The sequence below is a fragment of the Verrucomicrobium spinosum DSM 4136 = JCM 18804 genome (assembly GCF_000172155.1).
Lineage (GTDB): Bacteria > Verrucomicrobiota > Verrucomicrobiia > Verrucomicrobiales > Verrucomicrobiaceae > Verrucomicrobium > Verrucomicrobium spinosum.
Map to the genome: position 1 here is coordinate 2,978,920 of NZ_ABIZ01000001.1, position 20,062 is coordinate 2,998,981.

Annotated in this window: 19 protein-coding genes; 8 read left to right on the plus strand and 11 right to left on the minus strand. The window is 59.7% G+C overall.

Annotated features, from left to right (window positions below; genetic code table 11):
- Nucleotides 1–47: 47 nt before the first annotated feature.
- The 8 genes from VSP_RS39310 (at nt 48) to VSP_RS40530 (ending at nt 6,200) form a co-directional block, all read left to right on the plus strand.
- Nucleotides 48–962, plus strand: a complete 915-nt coding sequence (locus VSP_RS39310; RefSeq protein ID WP_009960881.1) for a UbiA family prenyltransferase — start codon at nt 48–50, stop codon at nt 960–962.
- 46 nt (nt 963–1,008) lie between these two features.
- Nucleotides 1,009–2,193: a 3-dehydroquinate synthase gene (locus tag VSP_RS12090; protein ID WP_009960882.1), complete on the plus strand. Its 1,185-nt coding sequence runs from the start codon at nt 1,009–1,011 to the stop codon at nt 2,191–2,193.
- A gap of 41 nt (nt 2,194–2,234) precedes the next feature.
- Nucleotides 2,235–2,687: a cyclic pyranopterin monophosphate synthase MoaC gene (gene moaC / locus VSP_RS12095; RefSeq protein WP_009960883.1), complete on the plus strand. Its 453-nt coding sequence runs from the start codon at nt 2,235–2,237 to the stop codon at nt 2,685–2,687.
- A 56-nt stretch (nt 2,688–2,743) separates the two neighbouring features.
- The gene (locus VSP_RS12100; RefSeq protein ID WP_009960884.1) at nt 2,744–3,232 is read left to right on the plus strand and encodes a MogA/MoaB family molybdenum cofactor biosynthesis protein; all 489 of its coding nucleotides are present in this window, start codon (nt 2,744–2,746) and stop codon (nt 3,230–3,232) included.
- Between the two features lie 24 nt (nt 3,233–3,256).
- Entirely contained in the window at nt 3,257–3,667 is a 411-nt protein-coding gene (locus VSP_RS35095; RefSeq protein ID WP_009960885.1) for a TfoX/Sxy family protein, read from the plus strand.
- An 18-nt stretch (nt 3,668–3,685) separates the two neighbouring features.
- On the plus strand, nt 3,686–4,102 hold the full coding sequence (locus tag VSP_RS12110; protein ID WP_009960886.1) for a secondary thiamine-phosphate synthase enzyme YjbQ: 417 nt from the start codon (nt 3,686–3,688) through the stop codon (nt 4,100–4,102).
- Nucleotides 4,103–4,210: 108 nt separating this feature from the next.
- Nucleotides 4,211–5,203, plus strand: coding sequence for a DNA cytosine methyltransferase (locus VSP_RS12115; RefSeq protein ID WP_009960888.1), 993 nt, complete (start codon nt 4,211–4,213; stop codon nt 5,201–5,203).
- 13 nt (nt 5,204–5,216) lie between these two features.
- The gene (locus VSP_RS40530; RefSeq protein ID WP_044133521.1) at nt 5,217–6,200 is read left to right on the plus strand and encodes a BsuBI/PstI family type II restriction endonuclease; all 984 of its coding nucleotides are present in this window, start codon (nt 5,217–5,219) and stop codon (nt 6,198–6,200) included.
- A 27-nt stretch (nt 6,201–6,227) separates the two neighbouring features.
- On the opposite strand, the gene VSP_RS12125 is transcribed toward VSP_RS40530, so the two are convergent.
- The 11 genes from VSP_RS12125 to VSP_RS12175 form a co-directional block, all read right to left on the minus strand.
- The gene (locus VSP_RS12125) at nt 6,228–6,554 is read right to left on the minus strand and encodes a putative quorum-sensing-regulated virulence factor (protein WP_009960894.1); all 327 of its coding nucleotides are present in this window, start codon (nt 6,552–6,554) and stop codon (nt 6,228–6,230) included.
- Nucleotides 6,551–7,609, minus strand: coding sequence for a DUF72 domain-containing protein (locus VSP_RS12130; protein WP_009960895.1), 1,059 nt, complete (start codon nt 7,607–7,609; stop codon nt 6,551–6,553). Before VSP_RS12130 ends, VSP_RS12125 begins: the two co-directional genes overlap by 4 nt.
- 6 nt (nt 7,610–7,615) lie before the next feature.
- Nucleotides 7,616–8,830 (minus strand): homoserine O-acetyltransferase MetX, encoded by a 1,215-nt coding sequence (metX, locus tag VSP_RS12135; RefSeq protein ID WP_009960896.1) that lies wholly within the window; start codon nt 8,828–8,830, stop codon nt 7,616–7,618.
- A gap of 71 nt (nt 8,831–8,901) precedes the next feature.
- Nucleotides 8,902–10,371, minus strand: coding sequence for a sensor histidine kinase (locus VSP_RS12140; RefSeq protein ID WP_009960897.1), 1,470 nt, complete (start codon nt 10,369–10,371; stop codon nt 8,902–8,904).
- The gene (locus VSP_RS12145) at nt 10,368–11,018 is read right to left on the minus strand and encodes a response regulator transcription factor (RefSeq protein WP_029190378.1); all 651 of its coding nucleotides are present in this window, start codon (nt 11,016–11,018) and stop codon (nt 10,368–10,370) included. The genes VSP_RS12140 and VSP_RS12145 overlap by 4 nt, the downstream gene beginning before the upstream one ends.
- Before the next feature lie 32 nt (nt 11,019–11,050).
- Nucleotides 11,051–12,265: an ABC transporter permease gene (locus VSP_RS12150; protein ID WP_009960899.1), complete on the minus strand. Its 1,215-nt coding sequence runs from the start codon at nt 12,263–12,265 to the stop codon at nt 11,051–11,053.
- 98 nt (nt 12,266–12,363) lie between these two features.
- Nucleotides 12,364–13,077 (minus strand): ABC transporter ATP-binding protein, encoded by a 714-nt coding sequence (locus tag VSP_RS12155; RefSeq protein WP_009960900.1) that lies wholly within the window; start codon nt 13,075–13,077, stop codon nt 12,364–12,366.
- Nucleotides 13,074–14,417 (minus strand): efflux RND transporter periplasmic adaptor subunit, encoded by a 1,344-nt coding sequence (locus VSP_RS12160; RefSeq protein WP_009960901.1) that lies wholly within the window; start codon nt 14,415–14,417, stop codon nt 13,074–13,076. Before VSP_RS12160 ends, VSP_RS12155 begins: the two co-directional genes overlap by 4 nt.
- 55 nt (nt 14,418–14,472) lie before the next feature.
- Complete coding sequence (locus VSP_RS12165; protein ID WP_009960902.1) at nt 14,473–15,894, minus strand: efflux transporter outer membrane subunit; 1,422 nt, start codon at nt 15,892–15,894, stop codon at nt 14,473–14,475.
- Nucleotides 15,895–16,255: 361 nt separating this feature from the next.
- On the minus strand, nt 16,256–17,713 hold the full coding sequence (locus tag VSP_RS12170) for a glycoside hydrolase family 130 protein (protein WP_009960905.1): 1,458 nt from the start codon (nt 17,711–17,713) through the stop codon (nt 16,256–16,258).
- Entirely contained in the window at nt 17,710–19,995 is a 2,286-nt protein-coding gene (locus VSP_RS12175; RefSeq protein WP_009960906.1) for a glycosyltransferase family 4 protein, read from the minus strand. The genes VSP_RS12170 and VSP_RS12175 overlap by 4 nt, the downstream gene beginning before the upstream one ends.
- Between the last annotated feature and the right edge of the window lie 67 nt (nt 19,996–20,062).

A 20,062-nucleotide genomic window follows, 5' to 3' on the forward strand; every position in this document is an offset into this window, starting at 1 on the left:
GTCACGCTTCACGAACGTACAAGCTCCTTTTTTTTGGTGAATTCCGCATGAAATTGCTCCGCCCCTGGCTGGAACTGGCCCGCATCTCCAATCTCCCGACCGCCTGGACCAATGTCCTGGCGGGGTGGTTGCTGGCGGGCGGGGGGCGGGACTACTGGGGAGTGGGGTGGATCTTGCTTGGCGGATCGCTGCTCTACACGGGCGGTATGATCCTGAATGATGCGGCGGATGTGAAGTTTGACCGGGAGCACCGGAAGGATCGTCCCATTCCCTCGGGCCGGGTCTCTGCGAGCACCGTCTGGCTGGTGGGGCTGGGGATGATGGTCGGCGGTGCCGGAGCGTTCATTTTTGGTGGGGGTGCCTGTCCCTGGCTGGTCGGGGGACTGGTATTGGCCATCCTGGCTTATGACTTCTACCACAAGCCCTGGGCGGGTTCGGTCTTCGTCATGGGCAGTTGCCGCACCTTGCTGGTGCTCTCTGCCGCCTCCGCAGTCACCGGCGGACTCGATCCCCATGCAGATCTGCCGGTGGTCCTGCGGGCCATCGCCTTGGGCGGCTACATTGTAGGCGTCACTCTGATTGCCCGGCATGAATCCCGGCCCGCCCAGGCAGGTGGCTGGCAGCGCGTGGTGGGGTACCTTGGCCTGGCTCTCCCGGTGCTGGTCACGGCGGGCATCCTGGCTACCCAGCAGCCGCTGGCCTCCTATTTCCAAAATCCCCAATGGACTCATGCGGTGGCCCTTGCCGCCATGCTGCCGGTCATCCTCTGTGTGAGGAAGGCTCTCCGGCTCATGCGCACCCCCCCCCCGTCAAACATCGGACGCGCCGTCGGCCTTTTGCTGGCGGGGATCGTATTTGTAGATGGGCTCGCCGTCAGTCTGACGGCTCCGGCGTTCACCCTCGTCTTCGTGCTGTGCTTCCCGCTGCTGCTTCTGTGGCAGCGAAAGATCGCGGCCACGTAAGCGTAGTTATCCACCCTTCATCACCCTCCCAGAAAGACTCTGTTAGATGTTAGAAAACCGGTTCCACGTGGAGTACACGCAGCGTGTGTTGTTTACACGCCACGTGTTTGACAAGGAGAATCTAACCTTGCGCGAGCTGCTTCAATCCGCCCGGGAAGGCGGACGCTCTACGAAGGCCATTGCCTTTGTGGACAGTCATGTGGCGGATGCCAATCCGACCTTGTTGGCGGACATGGAACGCTATGCTGCGGCACATTCTGATGTTTTTGTGCTGGCCGCGCCCGGAGTGATCATTCCCGGTGGAGAGCCCTGCAAAAATGACTTCGATCTAGTCCAACAGTGCTGGCAGCAGATCAATGATGCAGGCATAGACCGCCATTCCCAAGTCTTCGTCATTGGCGGTGGGGCTGCGCTGGATCTGGTATGTTTCGCCGCAGCCACAGCCCATCGGGGTATCCGTCATGTGCGCTTTCCCACTACCACGCTGAGCCAGGGGGATGGCGGAGTGGGTGTTAAGAACGGAGTCAACTTCTTCGGCAAGAAGAACTGGGTGGGATCCTTCTCCGTCCCCTACGCCATCGTCAACGATTTCGCCTTCCTGGATACCTTGCCCGAGAGGGAAAGGCGCTGCGGACTAATCGAGGCGATCAAGGTAGCATTGATCCGTGACGCGGATTTTTACCTCTGGCTGGAAAGCAACGCTGTCAAGCTGGCCTCTTTGGAACAAGACGTGGTGGAGGAGGCCGTGCGGGCCAGTGCCGCGCAGCATGTGCAACACATCACCACAAACGGTGATCCCTTCGAATACGGCTCCGCTCGTCCGCTCGACTTCGGTCATTGGGTAGCTCACAAGTTGGAGCAGGTGTCCAATTTTGAGATCCATCATGGAGAGGCTGTCGCCATCGGGATGGCCGTGGATTTGCTTTACTCCGTGAAAGCGGGAATCTTGGACGAGGCTATTGCCCAGCGTGTTCTCACGTTCATTGAGCAGGTGGGGTTCGCGACCTTTGCCCCCCAGTTGCTGGAGCGCACTCCTAAAGGGGAGTTGGTTATCCTCGCGGGCCTGGAGGAGTTCCGCGAACATCTGGGCGGGGAGCTCACGATCACGCTCGTGCCGGAGATCGGCCGCAAGCTGGAGGTTCATGAGATGGACCGCGCCAAGATCGTGGCTGCGGTGCAGGATCTTAAAGTGCGAGGCAATGTCTTTGGGCGGCAGTTGGTGGAAGCCTGAGCTTGAGCCTTCGGCCGGTCCAGCGCTATACAGTTCCCTTCATGTCACTGACTCACATCAACGAGCAAGGCGAGGCCAGCATGGTGGACATCTCCGGCAAGGCGGTGTCGCGGCGTGAGGCTGTGGCTGCCGGACGCATCCATCTGGATCCGGCGACTCTGGAGCTGATCCGGGACAACCAGATTCAAAAAGGGGATGTCCTGGCGGTGGCTCGCATCTCAGGCATCCAGGCGGCAAAGCAGACTCAGCACCTCATTCCCCTTTGTCACCAGTTGGCCCTGACCAAGGTGGCCGTGGACTTTGTGCTCACCGATGATGGCGTCACCGCCACCGCCATGGCGCGCACGACGGGCCAGACGGGCGTCGAGATGGAGGCCCTCACGGCGGTGTCTGTGGCGCTGCTCACCATCTATGACATGTGCAAGGCGGTGGACAAGACGATGCGGATCGACGGGGTGCACCTAGTGAGCAAGACCAAGGAAGCGGTGGGGTAAGGCTCGTGTTCGGTTTGCCAGCTTGAATCAGGGTGGGCTTGGGCGTACATCCTGACATGGCTGCTCCCATCTCTGTTGGCATCATCACTGTGTCTGACCGCGCCAGTGCCGGCGTGTATGAGGACTTCGGAGGTCCCGCCGTGCGCAAGGCGTCAGAAGGCTACGGCTGGACGGTGCTGGCCGAGGCCGTGGTGCCAGATGACCAGGGGGCGATCCAGCAGGCGATTCGCTCCTTTTCTGCGCAAGGGTGCGGGCTGGTGCTTACGACGGGCGGCACCGGCATCGCCGAGCGCGATGTGACTCCGGAGGCCATTCGCGGAATCATGCGTGTGGAGATTCCGGGCTATGGAGAGGTGATGCGGGCAAAGTCACTGGAGATCACCGCCAACGCCATTTTGAGCCGCTGTCTGGCCGCCATTGTGGACCAGTCGTTGGTCATTGCTCTGCCGGGCAAGCCCCAAGGGGCGGTGGAGTGCCTCAGCTTCGTCGTGGGAGCTATTCCGCACTCGGTCAAGCTGGCACGTAAGGAGCCCACGAGCTGCTAGGCGGTTCTCACCTCCCATCCCGTCATGTCCACGTTTGTTGATTCTCTCCTGGATCTATTGACCCCACTGGGGGACGTGACCGCCCGGAAGATGTTCGGCGGTTACGGTATCTACAAGGAGGCACTCATGTTTGGGCTGGTGTCGCAGAATCGCTTTTACCTCCGCACCGACGACGAGACCAAAGACCGTTTCATCGATCAGGGGTGTGAACCCTTCGTCTTCTGCCTGGACAAGGCAGGCAATCCCGTCGTTTCCAAGTACTACGAGCCACCGGAGATGGCGTTTGCCAATGCGCAGCGTATGAGGCCCTGGGCCACCATGGGATGGGAGTGTGCCCTGCGTTCGGTGACGACCAAGGCTGCCAGGAAAAAGCGGGCCAAGCCCGCCAAAGCAGTGCCTGTGAAGCAGCCGAGAGCAAAGAAGAAGAAACCGTAACACTCCTGTACCCATCCTATGGCGGCCCACGCAGACATCTTTTTGATCAACACCCGCGGCAAGGGGACCTATGAAATCACCGACGCCGTCGAGCTCATTGTGAAGGCTGCGGGCATCAAAACCGGCACCGCCACAGTCTTCGTCCAGCATACCAGTGCCAGCCTCGTCATCTACGAGAACGCTGACCCGTCAGCCCGCAAAGACCTTCACGAGTACTTCGAACGGCTCGTCCCGGAGAACACACCGTGGTTCGTCCACACCAGCGAGGGGCCAGACGACATGCCCAGCCATCTCCGCATGGTGCTCACCCGAACCAGCGAAGTCATTCCCGTCATCAATGGCCGCCTTGCCCTCGGCACCTGGCAGGGCATCTTCCTCTTCGAGCACCGCCGCGCCCCGCACTCCCGCCGGGTGGTGGTAAGTGTGGTGGGGTAAGCGAAGGTGGAGGAGAAAGGGTGAGGGTAGGGTTCTCCCCCCCTCCATGGCGTTCAAAATACCACTATCGAGTGTTGCCATTTAGGTCAATTCTGCCACTTTTGTGCCATGCTCTCCTTCCCGGAAGTCATCAACTCCACCCTTATTCCGACTGACCAGGCCGGGTTGGTTGCGATTGACTTGTTTGCTGGCTGTGGTGGGCTTGCCTTGGGGTTCGAATCGGCAGGGATTTCGACGATTGGTTTCGAGAAAGATCGCGATGCGTGTGCTTCGTATCGCAGAAATCTTGGAGGGGAATGCTTTGAAACATTGCTGACGCCTGAATCGCAGTTTCCCAAGTGCGACCTGATTATCGGCGGGCCGCCGTGTCAGCCGTTTTCAGTTGGAGGGCATCAAAATGGGCTGAAGGATTCTCGTGACGGGTTTCCTACATTCATTTCCGCAGTCGCAAGGTTGCGTCCGAAGCTCTGGATGTTCGAGAACGTGCGGGGGATGATGTATGGTAACAGATGGTACCTTGACCAGATTCTGGCAGAGCTGCGTGATCTTGGGTATGAGGTGGATCTTCGAATCTTGAACTCGGTTCATTTCGGGGTTCCCCAAAAGCGTGAACGATTGGTAGTAGTTGGTCACCTTGGGGGCTTTGTGTTTCCTGCTCCCTCAGCGAAGGTGTGGACTTCTGCCGATGCCCTGGAGGGGATGCTCTATGCGACGCCGCCCGAATCGCGATTTCTTACGCCGAGCATGGACAAGTACATTGCCAACTATGAAAAGGCGTCGGCATGTGTTCGACCGCGTGATCTTCATTTGGATCTACCAGCGAGAACTTTGACCTGTCGGAATCTCGCCGGAGCGACGGGAGACATGCAACGAATAAAGTTGCCGGACGGCAGAAGACGGCGACTTCTGCCACGTGAGGCAGCTCGTCTACAATCTTTTCCAGACGGCTTTGAGTTCATTGGCTCTGAAGGAAGCGTTTTCACTCAAATCGGCAATGCGGTTCCGCCAATGATGGCATATGCGTTGGCTGGATCGGTCGTCCGATACTTCAAACTCAAACGACATAGCGTTCCTCGAGCTGGACAAAAGGTTGCGGCCTGATAGACAAAAAGGCATGGCTGGAAAGAACAAGGCAGCGAGTGTTCGCAGGGTTGTGAATGAGGCTATTGAGGTGCTTCAAGCATTGGGAGTGCCGCTATCCTCAGCGACTCAGCGGAGTCGTGAAATGACTGCGATGTGCTTTCTGGCGGTAGCTGGAGTGACGCACTCCGCCGACTGGCCGTCGGCCGCCAAACATCCGGGCCCGCCACTCGGAACCCGGCAGATCATAGACTTCATCAATCGCCACTTTGAAGAGTCGATCTCTCGCGGATCTTACGACGACATTCGGCGCAAACATCTGAAACTGGCGATCTTGGCTGGCATTGTATTGAAAAGCGCTGCCAAGCCCCATGCAGCTGCAAACGATCCTACGCGTGGATACGCAGTCAATCCCCTGCACGCTCCTGTCATTCAGTCATTTGGGCAACTTGGTTGGGCGGCTCATGCTGCCAAGTTCATGGAGGGGCAGACCGCGTTGACTGACGTTGTTGGAGGAAAGAGTTCAGTTGCCGCAATATCATTGGTCTTACCTAATGGTTCCGAACTTCGGCTGGGACCTGGTCAACACAATGCGTTGCAAAGAGCCGTGGTTGAGCAGTTTCGACCAAGATTTGCTCCAGGTTCACTGGTCCTGTACCTTGGTGATGCCCAAGATCGGACAATTGTGTGCGATACGGAGAGACTGACGGCGATTGGACTGCCGTTGGCAACCTCAGGAAGCCTGCCTGATATTATTTTGTTAGACGAGGCACGAGGATGGCTGTTTCTGATTGAAGCAGTTCACAGTTTTGGCCCCATCTCACCCGAGAGGTTATTGACGCTCGATCAACTTTGTCAGAATTGCTCGATACCTCGCGTGTATGTGACGTCCTTTCTGGACCGTGGTGCATTCCGCAAGTTTGCTCCCGATATTGCTTGGGAAACTGAGGTGTGGATTGCTTCGGAACCTGATCACATGATTCATTTCAATGGAGATCGCTTTTTTGGACCTCGCTGAGTTCTGAAGCGAAATGTAAATCCTGTCTCAAAAAGGCGGCTCTTCACCCGCCCGCCACTCTCTCGGCCGATCTTCGCGCAACTGGCTGCGGCCGCCACGGCGGCGGCGCATGCCGTCGAAGGCACTGTCTGAGCCGTCTGCCTTCATTTGATGGACGATCTCCAGCAGTTTACCGAGCTTGCCTTTCGGGAAGCCTTTTTTGGCGAACCAGCCCAGGTATTCCGCAGGCAGGTCGAAGATGGGGATGCCGTGAGGAGGGAAATGCTGGGGGCCGAACTTGCCGAACGGCATGTGCGTTCTTTCAATGTCGGCAAGATCGGAAGCCATGCGGGCGGCAAGTTCCTCAGGGCTCATAGGAGGGTGGCGGGTGGGTTTGAGGAAGGGGGCATGATGGACGGCGGCAGGAACCCGAATTTTTCCAACTGTAGCTTCACCAGAATGGCAATGATGGTCTGCAGGGAGTTTCCTTCAAGCCGGTTGTTCACGTACACGAAAATGGCTTTCCGTGAGTGCTTGGGCGCAGGTTTCAGGTCGTACTCCACAGTGGGGCGGATCAGGGCCGCAGCGGCTTCCCGGGCTCCTTCGTGGGGCTCCTTCGTTGCCGTGTAGGGCGAAAACAGCTTTACTGCCTCCTCATAGCTTCGCCCCTGCTTGAGGAGGAACCTGGCGGCGACGAAATCGGCGCAGTCCATGGCACCGGGCATCGCCATCTGCTCGGAAGCATCTGGCATGCGGGCCCATTGATTGATGACATGGCCCACCCCATGTGACTTGAGCATGGCAAAGTAGTCTGGGTGGAGGAAATTACGATTGCGGATTTCGACCGCGTAGCGCCACCCTTTGGGCAGGGCTCCCAGAAACTGGTCCAGTGCCTCCATGAAGTCCCGTCCGCGCTCAAAGTCCCGGGCATGAAAGTGGCTGAACTCAAAGATCAGAACTCCCACCTTGGACTTGAACGATGCAAAGGGCGTGAGGAAAGCCCGGGTGAAGAGGTCCGCATTGAGGAAATGCTCGTTGCGTTTCCCGGCCTTGTCACCATGCCGGGGCAGATTCGGAAAAGTGCGGGCGGTGATGTCATCGGTGACCTTGAAAGTGAACCGGTAATGATCGGGTGTCTGCTCCATCAGACCTGCGACATACTTGGGTGAGGGGAAGCGATAATAACCTGCGTCCACACAGACGGAGGAAAACGTCTCGGCGTGCTCGTAGAGACAGTCCCGTTCGAAGCGCGCCTGGGAGAACTTGCCCCTGGTCAGGTAGCGGTCTGGCGAGTAGATGCTGCCCAGCCAGCCTTCATACTTCCAGGAGGATGTGCCGATGAACACCTCCCGCTCCGCCAGCCAGCGCAACTGAGCCGCCAGCAGGGAGCGGTCGATGAAGGGAGCGCTGCTGGCTGCGGAGGGGTTCATGACGGCTCAGATGCCGGGACTGGCGGCATCGTGATCCCAAGCGTCATTGAGCTGCACACCCCGTCGCAGCGTGTAGCTGAGGTGAGGGGTGTAGAGCTCTGGCTCCAGGAGAAATGAGTCGTGTCCCTTGTCCGAGTGCACGGTGATGTGCATGGAGGACACGTCCGCCTGTTCCAGCCAGCGCACCAGTTCGGCCTGTTCTTCCGGGTAGAAGCAGAAGTCGGAGTCGATGCTGAACACCAGCCAGTGGTGACCAGCCCTGCGGCTGATGGCAAAGAGGGCCCCATGGTCCTCGACACCCGCGTCTTTGAGCGGGTCGAAGCGAAGCCACATGTCACAGATGCGCAGGTAGGTGTTCGCGTCGAAGCGTTTCACGAACTTCTTGCCCTGGTGGAGCATGTAGCTCTCCACGTTGTGTCCCACGCGGTACCAGGAAAGCTGGTCATCCCGCTGAATGACGTCGCCCCGGGCGCGGCGTTCGATTGCATCCAGGTGGACAAAGGTCTTGTGGCTGATCATCCGCGCCAGGGCCAGCCCATAAGCGGGCGGGTCGCTGTCGTAGTAGTTGCCCCCTTTAAAGTGCGGATCGTTCTCGATCGCCATTACTTGCTCGAAGACACCCAGACGAGAAAGTACCGTGGTGCGCTGACCGCTGGCTATCGAGACGACAAGCCTGACGCGCTCTGGGAATAGCGTGGCAAAGTTCAGCGTGAGCAGGCCCCCCACGGAGGCGCCCATCACTGCATGCAGCTTTTCGATTCCGAAGTGGTCCAGCAGGAGGGCCTGGGAGCGGACGACATCTGCGGTGCTGACCTGCGGAAACTCGGGGCCATAGGGGCGTCCCGTCTTTGGATTTAAAGAGGCTGGGCCAGAGCTTCCGTAACAACCGCCCAGATAGTTGGCGCAGATGACGAAGAACTTCTGGGTATCCAGCGCCTTGCCCGGGCCGATGAAGAGGCTCCACCAGCCCTGCTGGCAGTCCTCCGTCCAGCGGTCGTCCGTGTGCGGCACATGGCGACAGACGCCTGCGGCATGCTGGCTGCCTGAGAGCGCGTGGAAGAGCAGGATGGCATTGCTCTTGTCCTCATTAAGCTTGCCGTGGGTCTCGTAGGCGAGGGTCAGATCATCCATGACCATGCCCGAAGTGAAGCGAAAAGGCTTCTCAGGCGTGGCAAAACGCAGAAACTGCGTCTGACTTTCAGGGATGGTCTTGTTGGACATGGGAGGGTAACCATGACGGGAACCGCGTTTTAGTAAACCGGCAATTTCCAATAAACCGGAAATTCATGGCGCTATAGGCTCCTGTCGCTCTTTAGGGTAACCTCAAAGGTGGAGCCTTGTCCAGGGGTGCTCTGGACGCTGATTTCACCGCCGTGGTTGTCCACAATGGCTTTGGCAATTGCCAGCCCCAGTCCGGTGTGACCGGCGGCACTGGTACGGGCCTTGTCCGCACGGTAGAAGCGCTCGAAGATGTGGGGAACATGTTCATCCGGGATGCCGGGCCCGTCGTCGCGGATGACAAAGAAGGATTCGCCGTTGGGCCGGGTGCCACTGGCAAGCTGGACAGTCCCCTGAGGGCCCTGATGGTGTTGCAGAGCGTTGTTGACCAGGTTGGTGGCCAGTACGGAGAGTGCTCCGGGATCGCCCACACAGGGGGCGGGGTGGAGATCCGCAGCCAAGGCAATGCCGCGCTCCGCCGCCAGTGGCGCGAGGTGGATGCGGGAGTCCTCCAAAATAGCGGCCAGATCGCAGGTGCTGGTGTGACCATTGAGCCCCTGCGTGGTTTCCTGACGCGCCAGCAGCAGGAGCGCCTCCACGAGATGTCGCATCCGCTGGGCGGTCATGTTGCAAGTTTGCAGAGCCTCACGGTACTCCTCTGGACTGCGGTCTCGTTTCAGAACGCGCTGCGTTTCCGAGAGCAGAATGGTGATGGGGGTCCTGAGTTCGTGGGAGGCGTCGGCGGTAAACTGCCGCTGCCGCTCGAAGGCGTCATTGAGCCGGTCAAAAGTATTGTTGAGCACCTTGCTGAGCTGGCCCAGCTCACTGTCCGTGTCAGTAATGTCGATCCGATCCTTGAGATTGCCTTCGGCGATGCGAGTAGCCGTGCGGGAGATGGTCTGAATGGGACGGATGGCACGACCGGAGAGCCACCACCCGCCTCCCAGCCCCAGAACCCACAGCCCCAGGCAGGTGGCGGCCTGCGTCCAGGCGAAGCGGGAGGCCGCATCCAAGTCCGGAGAAATGTCCCGCCCTACGACAATTCGGAAGCCACTTGGACTGCTCCGGCGCACTTCCCTTCGTCGCTCAATAGTGCGCGTGTCCTCCAGGTGATCCGACTTGGCGGGAGGGAGGAAGGTGATGTCGTCCGGGGCATTGGGAGAAGTAAGCAGCACCTCGTTCTGCGCATTGCGGATGCTGAAGTAGGCATAACCCGGCTCGCGCCCCTGGAAGAGGGCGGCGACATCCGCCGAAGGGGTGACAGGCTTCTCCCGAAGGTACTCCAGGAGCTGGCCCAGAGAGATCATGGGCCGGTCTCCGTCTTTGTTCTTGGCGTTGTCCGGATAGAGGGACACGCGGACGGACTCCATGAGAGAGCGAAAGAGGCGTCGCTCCAGTTGCGACACGTCCTTGTCGATTCTTTGCAGCTGGTTGTCGAGGGCGATGCGGTAACCGGGCGCACAGAAGCCAGCCACGACCAGGAGCAGCAGGAGACCGTGCCAGACCTGGAGCCGCCAGCGGATGGACTGGAAGGGGGAGGTCATTCGATGCTGTAGCCGTGTCCCCGGCGTGTGGTAATGAGTTCGGGGGCCAGTTTTTTCCGGAGGTTCGAGACGTGGACATCCAGGAGATTGGACAGCGTGCTGTCGTCCTCATCAAACAGGTGCTCATACAGGGTGGTGCGGCTCACCACCTCCCCTTGATGAAGGGCCAGATACTCGATCAGGGTGTACTCGCGGGCCGTCACCGGCACCTCCTCACCCTTCCAGAGCACTTTGCGTGCGGCAGTGTCGATGGAGAGGTCCCTGATGGTAAGGACGGGCTGGGGCTGGCCTGCGGCACGTCGAATCAGAGCGCGGATGCGTGCAAGCAATTCCTCGATGTCGAAAGGCTTGGTGAGGTAGTCATCTGCCCCTTGATTGAGACCTTTTACACGGTCCTGAACGGCGTCCCTGGCCGTTAGCATGAGCACGGGGGAGGTCTTGGTGGGGCGCAGCTTTTGAAGAAACTCCCAGCCGCTCAGCCCCGGCAGCATCACATCCAGCACGATGACGTCGTACTCGTTTTCAAGGGCTCTCTGGAATCCTTCTGCGCCGTCGCCCGCTGCATCCACGGCATAGTTTTCCTCCCTCAAGGTGGCCACGAGGCTGCGCCGCAGGTCGGGATCATCTTCTACAACCAGGACTCGCATGGAGAGTTCAGTAAAAAACATCAGTGACCCCATCACTCGTGCCGGAGCGCTTCAATAGGGTCAAGTTTCGCAGCGCGACGTGCCGGGGTGAAACCAAAGAGCACGCCTACTGCCGCAGAGAAGATGAAAGCGATGACGTTGATCCGGGTGTCGAACTGGAAGGGCACCTGGATCACTTGGGCGAGGAAGTAACAGAGGCCGAGGGCAATGCCGATTCCGACCACCCCACCCACGCAAGAAAGGGTGATGGCCTCGACGAGAAACTGTAAAAGCACCTCCCGAGCCCGTGCCCCGATGGCAAGCCGGATGCCGATCTCCCGCGTGCGTTCCGTCACGGAGACCAGCATGATGTTCATGATCCCGATGCCACCCACGAGCAGGCTGACGCCTGCTACCGCAGCCAACAGCATGGTCATCATCTTTGTGGAGGAACTCAAGGTCTCTGCAATCTGGCGGGTGTCGAACACGGAGAAGTTGTCATCCTCGTTGGGGCTGAGGTTGCGCCGCTGGCGCATGAGCGAGGTGATCTCGCCAATCATGGCGTCGCTGTTCGTGTTGTCTTCCGCGGAGATGTTGATCTGGTTCACTGACCGGGCGGAGGTGCGACCGGTGAGCCGGCGCTGCAGGGTGGACAGGGGGACAACGATGGTGTCATCCTGGTCGCCCATGCCGGACTGGCCCTTGGCTGTGAGCAGGCCGATGACTTCACAGGAGGACTTGCCGATGCGGATCTTGGCCCCTATGGGATTCTCGGAGCCGAAAAGCTGGCGGCGTACCGTTTCTCCAATGACGCACACGGCGGCACCCGAACGAAGGTCAAGATCGGTGAACAGCCTGCCTTCGCCAATGGTCCATTTGCCGATATGGAAGTAATCCGGAGTGCTGCCGGTGATCTGAGTAGTGCGGGCAGTCTGGAGGTAGATGGTGCTCAGAGAGGTCTGGGCCACGGGGGCTACCGCCGCCACACCTGACACTTGTTCCATGACTGCCTGGGCATCCAGCATGGTGAACCGCGGCACCCCGGCGGAGGTGGAGCGGGGACCGAAGCCGGATCCCGGACGGAGAACCAGCAGGTTGCTCCCGAGGCTGGAGATCTGGTTCTTCACCGCCTGCGTTGTGCCCTGGCCCAACGTGACCATCGTGATCACGGCCGCGACGCCGATAATGACCCCAAGCACCGTGAGGAAGGCACGGGTGAGATTCCGGCGAATCTCCCGGAGGGCGATGAGGAGGGCGTTGAAGAACACGGGATCGAAAAATTATGAATTATAAATTATGAATTATGAATGAAGGGGTGAGGGCGGGGCCAGGGCAGGAAGTTAATTCCTAATTCCTCATTCATAATTCAAAATTTGTTAGTAAGGTCTGACTCGATGGTGCCGTCTTTGACCCGCACGGTGCGTTTTGCGTAGGAAGCGACTTCGTCTTCATGGGTGACCATGAGGACGGTGATGCCGCGCTCCTCATTGAGGCGGGTGAGAAGTTCCATGATGTCATGGGTGGTGCTGGAGTCGAGGTTGCCGGTGGGTTCGTCGGCGAAAAGGGTGCTGGGACTGGTGACGATGGCGCGGGCAATGGCCACGCGCTGCTGCTGACCGCCGGAAAGCTCCGCCGGGGTGTTGCGCATCTTGGTGGGGAGCCCGACTGAGGCGAGTGCATCGCGGGCGAGGGCGTGGCGCTCATTCCTGGGGATGCCACGATAGAGAAGAGGGAGTTCCACATTCTCCAGGGCGCTGGTGCGGGCCAGAAGGTTGAAGCCCTGGAAGATGAAGCCCAGAGCATGTCGGCGCAGCAGGGAGCGCTGGTCTGCGCCGAGCGTTTCCACCGGGATGCCCTGGTAGAGGTAGCTGCCTGTGGTCGGGGTGTCCAGACAGCCCAGGAGGTTCATGAGCGTCGATTTCCCGGAACCACTGGGGCCCATGACGGCGACGAACTCGCCTTTATGAATGGTGAGGTTGATCCCCCGCAGAGCCTGAAAGGCGGCGTCGCCCTTGCCATAGGTCTTGGTCAGGCGGCGCAACTCGATCAGCGGCGGGGGCGTGGAGGGGGCGACACTCATGACGCTGAGGGAACGTTGGCGCGGATGATCACCGGAAGTCCTTCTTTGAGCCCTTCCCCCGACACCTCGGTATTGCGACCGTCCGTGAGACCCAGTTTGACTTCCAAGGCCACCGGTTGGCCGTCTTTGAGAGTCCAGATGCGTGCGGTGCCGTCATTTCGCTGCTGGGACTTTTTCTCTTTACCGCCTCCTTCGTCGCCGGGGCGGGGGCGGTTGCTGCTGAACCGGCGTGGCCCCGGCATCAGGTTTTGCACAAAGGACTTCTTCTCCTGCGGAGGGCCGCCTGCTTGGGAGGCGGCGGCGGCGGGGTCGAACCGAAGCGCGGCGGTGGGTACGAGGAAGGTGTTCGTGCTCTCAGCCACATGAATGTCGGCGGTGGCGGTCATGCCAGGACGCAGGCTGAGGTCTTTGTTGGAAACTTCCAGCTCCGTTTGGTAAGTTACGACGTTGTCCGTGATCACCGAGCCGAATGAGACACGGCGCACATTGGCGCTGAAGGACCGTTCTGGCCAGGCGTCCACGGTGAAGGTGGCCTTTTGACCGGCTTCCACCCGACCGATGTCGGCCTCAGCTACGGCCACGTTGAGCTCCATGAGTTCGAGGTTCTCCGCCAGCACGAACAACTCGGGGGCGGTGAAGCTGGCTGCCACGGTCTGACCGGGCTCAAGGCTGCGAGTCAGCACAATGCCGTCGATGGGAGACTTGATGACGGCCTTTTCCAGGTCGCGCTCGTTGATTTTCACCTGGGCTTCCGCTTCCTTCACGGAAGCCTCTGCAGTAAGCAAGTCTGCCTTGGCCCGGTCCATCGTGGCAGTTGCTGTATCCAGATCAGCCTGCGCCGGCATCTTACCGTTGCTGATGCGATGCAGGTCCCGAAGTCGGTTCAGGCTTGCTTCAGCCTCCTTCACGGTGGCCTGTACCTGCGCGACTTTTGCATTGGCGGAAGCCACGGAAGCGCGGCTGCTCTCTGTCTGTTGTTGCAACTTGCTCGTATCGAGCTTCGCCAGCGGTTGCCCCTTTTTCACGCGGTCATTGATATCCACGTACACTTCCAAGGTGGTGCCGGAGAGTTCACTGCCAATGGTGACTTCATTGGTGGGCTCGAGATTGCCTGTAGCGGTAACGGTAAGCCGGATCTCGCCTTTGCGCACCTCCTCAGTGGTGTAGGGGGAGATTTGGTTCTGGGCCTGCTGCTGGAGTCGCCACCAGTACCAAGTTCCGGCAGCAGCCCCGATCAATAGCACGATGAGAACGAGGCGGAACACGAAGGATTTGCGTGATCCTTTGGCGTGGATGATATCTGCCAGATCCTGGGGTGGAGCGACGGCGGTGGCTTTCATGGGTGAACAGGGGGGAGGCTTTTTTTGGAAAGGGGGGGAGCGAGGAAAATGGATGCTAGGAGGACCATCCTCCACCTAGGGCCTTGTAGAGCTGGATGTGGGCGCTGGCCTGATTGGCGCGGGTGGTAACTTCCTGGTCTTCCAGACTCAGCAAGGTACGCTGCGCCTCCAGCACCACGAGCAGATCCACCAGACCGGCTTCATACTGTTGAGTGGACAGCTCTTCTGCCTGACGTGCGGCCTTAAGGGCCTGCTCCAGGATGACCAACCGTTCTGCGGTGCGCTGGATGCCGATCAAGGCGTTCTCCACTTCAGACAGAGAGGTGAGCACGGTCGCTTCCCAGCCGATCAGGGCTTGGGACTCCAGCTCGCTTTGAATGTTGATATCCTGGCGGATACGGCCAGCATCAAAGATCGGGGCTGCCAGTGAGCCTGCGATGCTGGCCGCGACATTCTCCGGGGAGAAGATGCGGCCCGCCTTCAGAGCGTCCACCCCGATGGAGCCAGAGAGGCTGAGGTCCGGGTAGCGCTCCGCCACGGCGGACTTCGTGCGGGCCACCGCGGCATCCACCCGGCGTTCCGCCGCGCGGATGTCGGGACGCTGGCGAAGGGTATCTGCGGGGATGCCGATGGCGATGCGAGCCGGAGGAGACGGCATCTTGTCGGATCGGGCGAGCAGCTTATCCAGCGCACCTGGCGGCAGGCTGGCGAGCAAAGACAGCTGATTCTGCGTCTGGCTGATGGTCTGCTTGAGAGAAGGCACTTGGGCCCGTGCCTGCTCCAGGGTGGAAATGGCCTGCTGGGTGTCCACCGATCCGGTGATTTTGGCCTCTTCCTTCCACCTGGCAATCTGAGTGGTCTCGGTACGTGAGGCAAGAGTCCGCTCCACCACCGCCAGTTGGGCCTCCGCCTGGCGCAGGGAGACGTAGGTGTCCGCCACCTCGGCTGCGAGAGACACTTGGGCGGCATAGAGGTTCTCGCCAGCCTCCCTAAGATCTTCAGTGGCGGCTTTGATGTTCTGGCGCTGCTTGCCAAAAAGGTCAACCTCCCAGGTCATGTCGATGCTGGCACCGTAGTTTTCGCTGGAACTCACACCGGTGTTCCGGTTGTCGGTGCGCTCACCGCGCGCGCTGAATCCAGCGTCCACCGTGGGGAAAAGCCCCGCAGCCTGAACTCCGCGGCGGGCACGGGATTCCCGTACTTTTGAAACGGCGGTGCGGATGTCGGTGCTGTTCTGCAGCGCAGTTGAGACGAGTTGGTTCAGTACCGGATCATGGAATCGCTCCCACCATTTCGGGAGAGCAGCCGTGTTCAGCGGGCGTTGCGGGAACCCGGATCGAGCGGCACCTTTCCACTTGCCCGGCACCTTGAGTTCCGACTGGGCGCGATCTGGATTGGATCCAACACAGCCAACCAGCCCACCGGCGAAGGCGAGCAACAGCAATGGGGCGACGGCCTGAGGAGGCAGACAATTCATGTGGCTAAGCGGTGCAATGGCGGTGGTTTTAGACCTCTTGACCCAGATTCTGCTCCAAGGAACCTTTAGAGAAGGTGAAGGAGAATCGTTTTTGGCGGAAAAAGAAGGGCTGCTTTCCTACGGTTGAACCCTCGCGATAGCGGGGCGGCCGGTGTCAGTCGCTGGGCTCCTTCAATCTCCGGCATCGTGCCATCTGGGCCGGGACATGATCCGTTTGTCAAAACAGACAACCCAACTTCCCGATGGGGTTACCTGGCCAAAGAACCGCAGGAGTCCGCAGCACCAGAATCTGGTGTGTGCGGAACTGATCCTCCTGGGAGCTGCCCCTGCGTTGGGGGAGCAGCATGAGACGGACCCACGACTAGGCGGTCAGGGCTGCCAGAAGCTTTTTCAGGGACAGGCTGGCCACGGCAGTTGCCTTGTCGCTCATTGCGTAGGGCAGGATCAATTCCGTGCCATGGATGAGAGAGCCGCAACTGTACACGACGTTGGGAACGTAGCCTTCGCGCTCATTGCCCTCCGGGGAAAGCAGCGGTTCGCGGAGTCTGCCTATGACCTTGGTGGGATCATTCAAATCTAGAAGGGCGGCACCCAGGCAGTACTTTCGCATGGGGCCTACGCCGTGAGTGATGACCAGCCAGCCGGCCTCGGTCTCAATGGGAGACCCGCAATTGCCCACTTTGACCGTTTCCCATGGTTCTGCGGGACGGAGGAGGATCTGGGGATCGTTCCAATGGTGGGGGTTGTCTGAGAACATGATGAAGAGGTTCTCATCATCCTGCCGCGACAGCATGGCATAGCTGCCATTGACCTTTCGTGGAAACAACGCCATGCCCTTGTTCTGCACCGCATTGCCATTGAGCGTGAGGATGCGGAAGTGAAGAAAATCCTGCGTCTCAATGAGCTGCGGAAGAATGGCCCGGCCGTTGTAGGCGGTGTAGGTCGCGTAATACATGACCGTTCCATCGTCTTCCGTAAAGCGGACAAACCGGGCGTCTTCTATGCCATTGCTCTCATTGTCTGAGATGGGGAAGATGATGCGCTCGCTCAGTGCGAGATTGGCGGGGAATTGCACCTCATAGTTGGAGTCTGCCAGCCATTGGATGCACTCTAGAGTACGCCTGAAATCGTGCGAGATGGGTTGGGTCTCACGTCGGACCTGGGAGACGGTGAGCGTGAGTTCACTCCTCGTGAACTCGTCGCCCAAAGGGCTCATTACTGCGACGGCACACTCATTGTAGAACCCGATTTCGTGCAGTTTGACAATGAAGCGTTTTTTGCGGTAGAGCGGGTTGGGTACGACCTCTGGCAGCGTCACGTAACGGGACACCGGATTGATGCTGAGGGTGCCCTCGGGAGACAAGAGCCCTTCGCGAAACTCGATCGAGGAGATGTGGCCTTCACCGGTGGCGCGAAGACTCATGATGAAGCGCAGCCCGCCTGCTGGTACATCCTTTTGATCAGGATGGGGAACGATGGAGGGGTTGAAAAGGGCCGCAGACTCCAGAGCATATTCGCCGGAAAACTGGGCTCCGATGAGGAGGCGGCGCTCGCGCGAAAGAGGGCGGTCGGTGAAGATATGTCCTTGAACCTTGAAAAACTGCTCCATGAGCAGGGAGGCGACGTCAAAATGCCGGGAATCAAATTCGCCGAAAACGGACTGCAACTCCCGGTCAACCTCCTGGTCAGAGAGGGCCAGCGTCCTGCCGATGATGGTGGCGATGCGTTGCGGACTGGTGGGGACGAAGGGGCGGATGATGACGCGCGCGCTCTCCGGACCCAAGATGATGTTGTGCCGGTGGATGGGGATGGCGCTCATGTAAGAGAAGGTGGCAAGTGAGTGAGGGGATTCTGCGCCCAGTCCATCTCTGCGAGGGCAAGGAGGAAAGCCAGAGTCGATTCCGCACCCTGATTTTCGTTGACGCGGTCGGCGTGAAGTCCATCGCCACAGCCGCCGTTGCTGGAATCGTAGAGAGGAAGGCCCAAGTCATTACGGCCTAAAAACCACTCGAAGGCACGGCGGGCCTCGCTGGACCATGTGGAGTCCTCCGTGGCGTGGTAGGCCTCCAGGCAGGCGGATACCATGGCCTGGGCTTCCACGGGTTGTTGATCAAAGTCGGCGCGGGCACCTTCCTTGACATAAAAGCCATCGCTGCCGATGGGGCGGAAATGGCCGCCTTGAGTGCGTTGAATTGAAGCCAGCCAGCGCAGAGACTTCAGCCCAATCTCCAGTGCCTCGGGGTGGGGCATCCAGCGACCACTCAGGATGAGAGCCTGACAGAGGCGGGCGTTGTCATAGGTGGCGCTGGACTCAAACCACGGCCAGTTTTCATCTGCGCAGTCCTTCCAGAGCTTGACCAACCAATTCGTCAGCCTCTCCCTGACTTTCCCTGCTTTGGGGCAGGTGGGGTGGTTGCGAAGGAATTCATGAATGCCGAGGAGGGTGAATGCGACGGCGCGCGGAGAGGTGAAGTTCAATACTGCAGGAAGGCCGATCTCAAAAAGCTGCACGCAGAGCCGGCGGCGTCCCTCATTGCGGGAGTGGCCTGCCCCGTTGCCGAGGGCCCAGAGCGCGCGGCCGTGACTGTCCTCGCTGCCGCAGTCCTCCAGCCATTGACGCCCATGGCTCATGAAGTTCCGGAAACGCCCGGTGTCTCGGTTCAGTGCTGCGGCGAGGAACGCGAGATAGCTGCTGGCCAGATGATCCAGGTTCTCTCCCGGAGGGGACGCTCCCAGCTCGGCCAGGAGATTGCAGAGGATGAAGGCCCGGGCGTTGTCATCAGTGCAATAGCCTTCGTGATAGTTGGGCACATTGAAGATCGCATGCTGAAAAATGCCGGTGTGATCACTCATCCGTACCAGATGATCGAGCCTCACTGGTGGCAGGTCATAGGGACGGCTGGCGAGCGTCCAACCCGCGAAGGCGGTGCGGGGCGCGGCTTTGCGGTCAGCGCGCGCATGCTGGAAAGATTCAAGATAGCGCTGGGCGACGGCGGGCCAGATCATCTCCCGGCCATGGTGGTGGGCTTGCCTGCGGGTGACCTCAAGCTGGTAAGGGTGGTTCAGGTAATCACAGACCGCGTCTGCGATCGCTTCCGGATTGCGAAAGGGGACCAGGGTGCCGCGCCCGTCCGCCAGCAGTTCCTGGGCGTGCCAGTAGGGCGTGGAGACGACTGCCTTTCCGGCACCAAAGACGTAGGCAAGGGTGCCTGAGGTGATCTGGGCCTCGTTGAGATAGGGGGTGAGGTAGATGTCCGTGGCGCCGATGAACTCCTTGAGGTCCTCAAGGGAGACGAAACGGTTATAGAAGATAACGTGTGATTTCACCCCGCGATCCTCCGCCAGCCGTTCCAGGCTGAGCCGGTAGCGCTCTCCCTCCCGGGCCACGAGGTGGGGGTGGGTGGCTCCTAGTACCAGATAGACCACATTGGGATGTTCCTTGACGATCGCAGGCAGGGCTTCAATGGCATGCTCGATGCCCTTGCCCGGCCCCAGCAGCCCGAACGTCAACAATACCACGCGGCCCTCCACGCCGAACTGGGCCTTGTAAACGGCGGAGTCCGAGAATGCAATGTCGGGAATGCCATGGGGAATGATGTCCACCTTGGCCTCCGGCACGCCATAGGTCTCGCGGAGAATCTCGGCACCTTTCCGGGCCATCACCACCAGGCGGTCGCTGCGCATGGCCAGTTCTTCCATCACCTTGCGCTGTTGCGGGCTGGGCTCCCGCAGGACGGTGTGCAACGTGGTGACAACGGGCATGCGCACTTCTTTAAGAAGCGCGAGCAGATGGCTGCCCGCTGCACCGCCGTAGATGCCGAACTCGTGCTGAACGCAGAGGACATCTACGTTGTTGAAGTTCAAGAAATCAGCGGCACGCCGGTAGGAGTTGAGATCTTTTTCCTGCAGTTCAAACCGGACGCGAGGAGGATACTTGTACCCCTCTGGCCGGTCGTTTACGGCTCCTGTGATGCACTGTGCGGAAGGGGCAGCAGCGCTGACCGCCTCGCATAGATCATGCGTGAAAGTGGCTATTCCACAAAGCCTCGGCTCATAGCCACCCAAAAAAGCGATGCTCCCTGCCGGAGCCTGTCCGCTCAAGATAATCCTCTCAAATGCTGCGACATGAGAGACAATAGACCCCCATTCTGGCTAAGCAAGGCGTAGT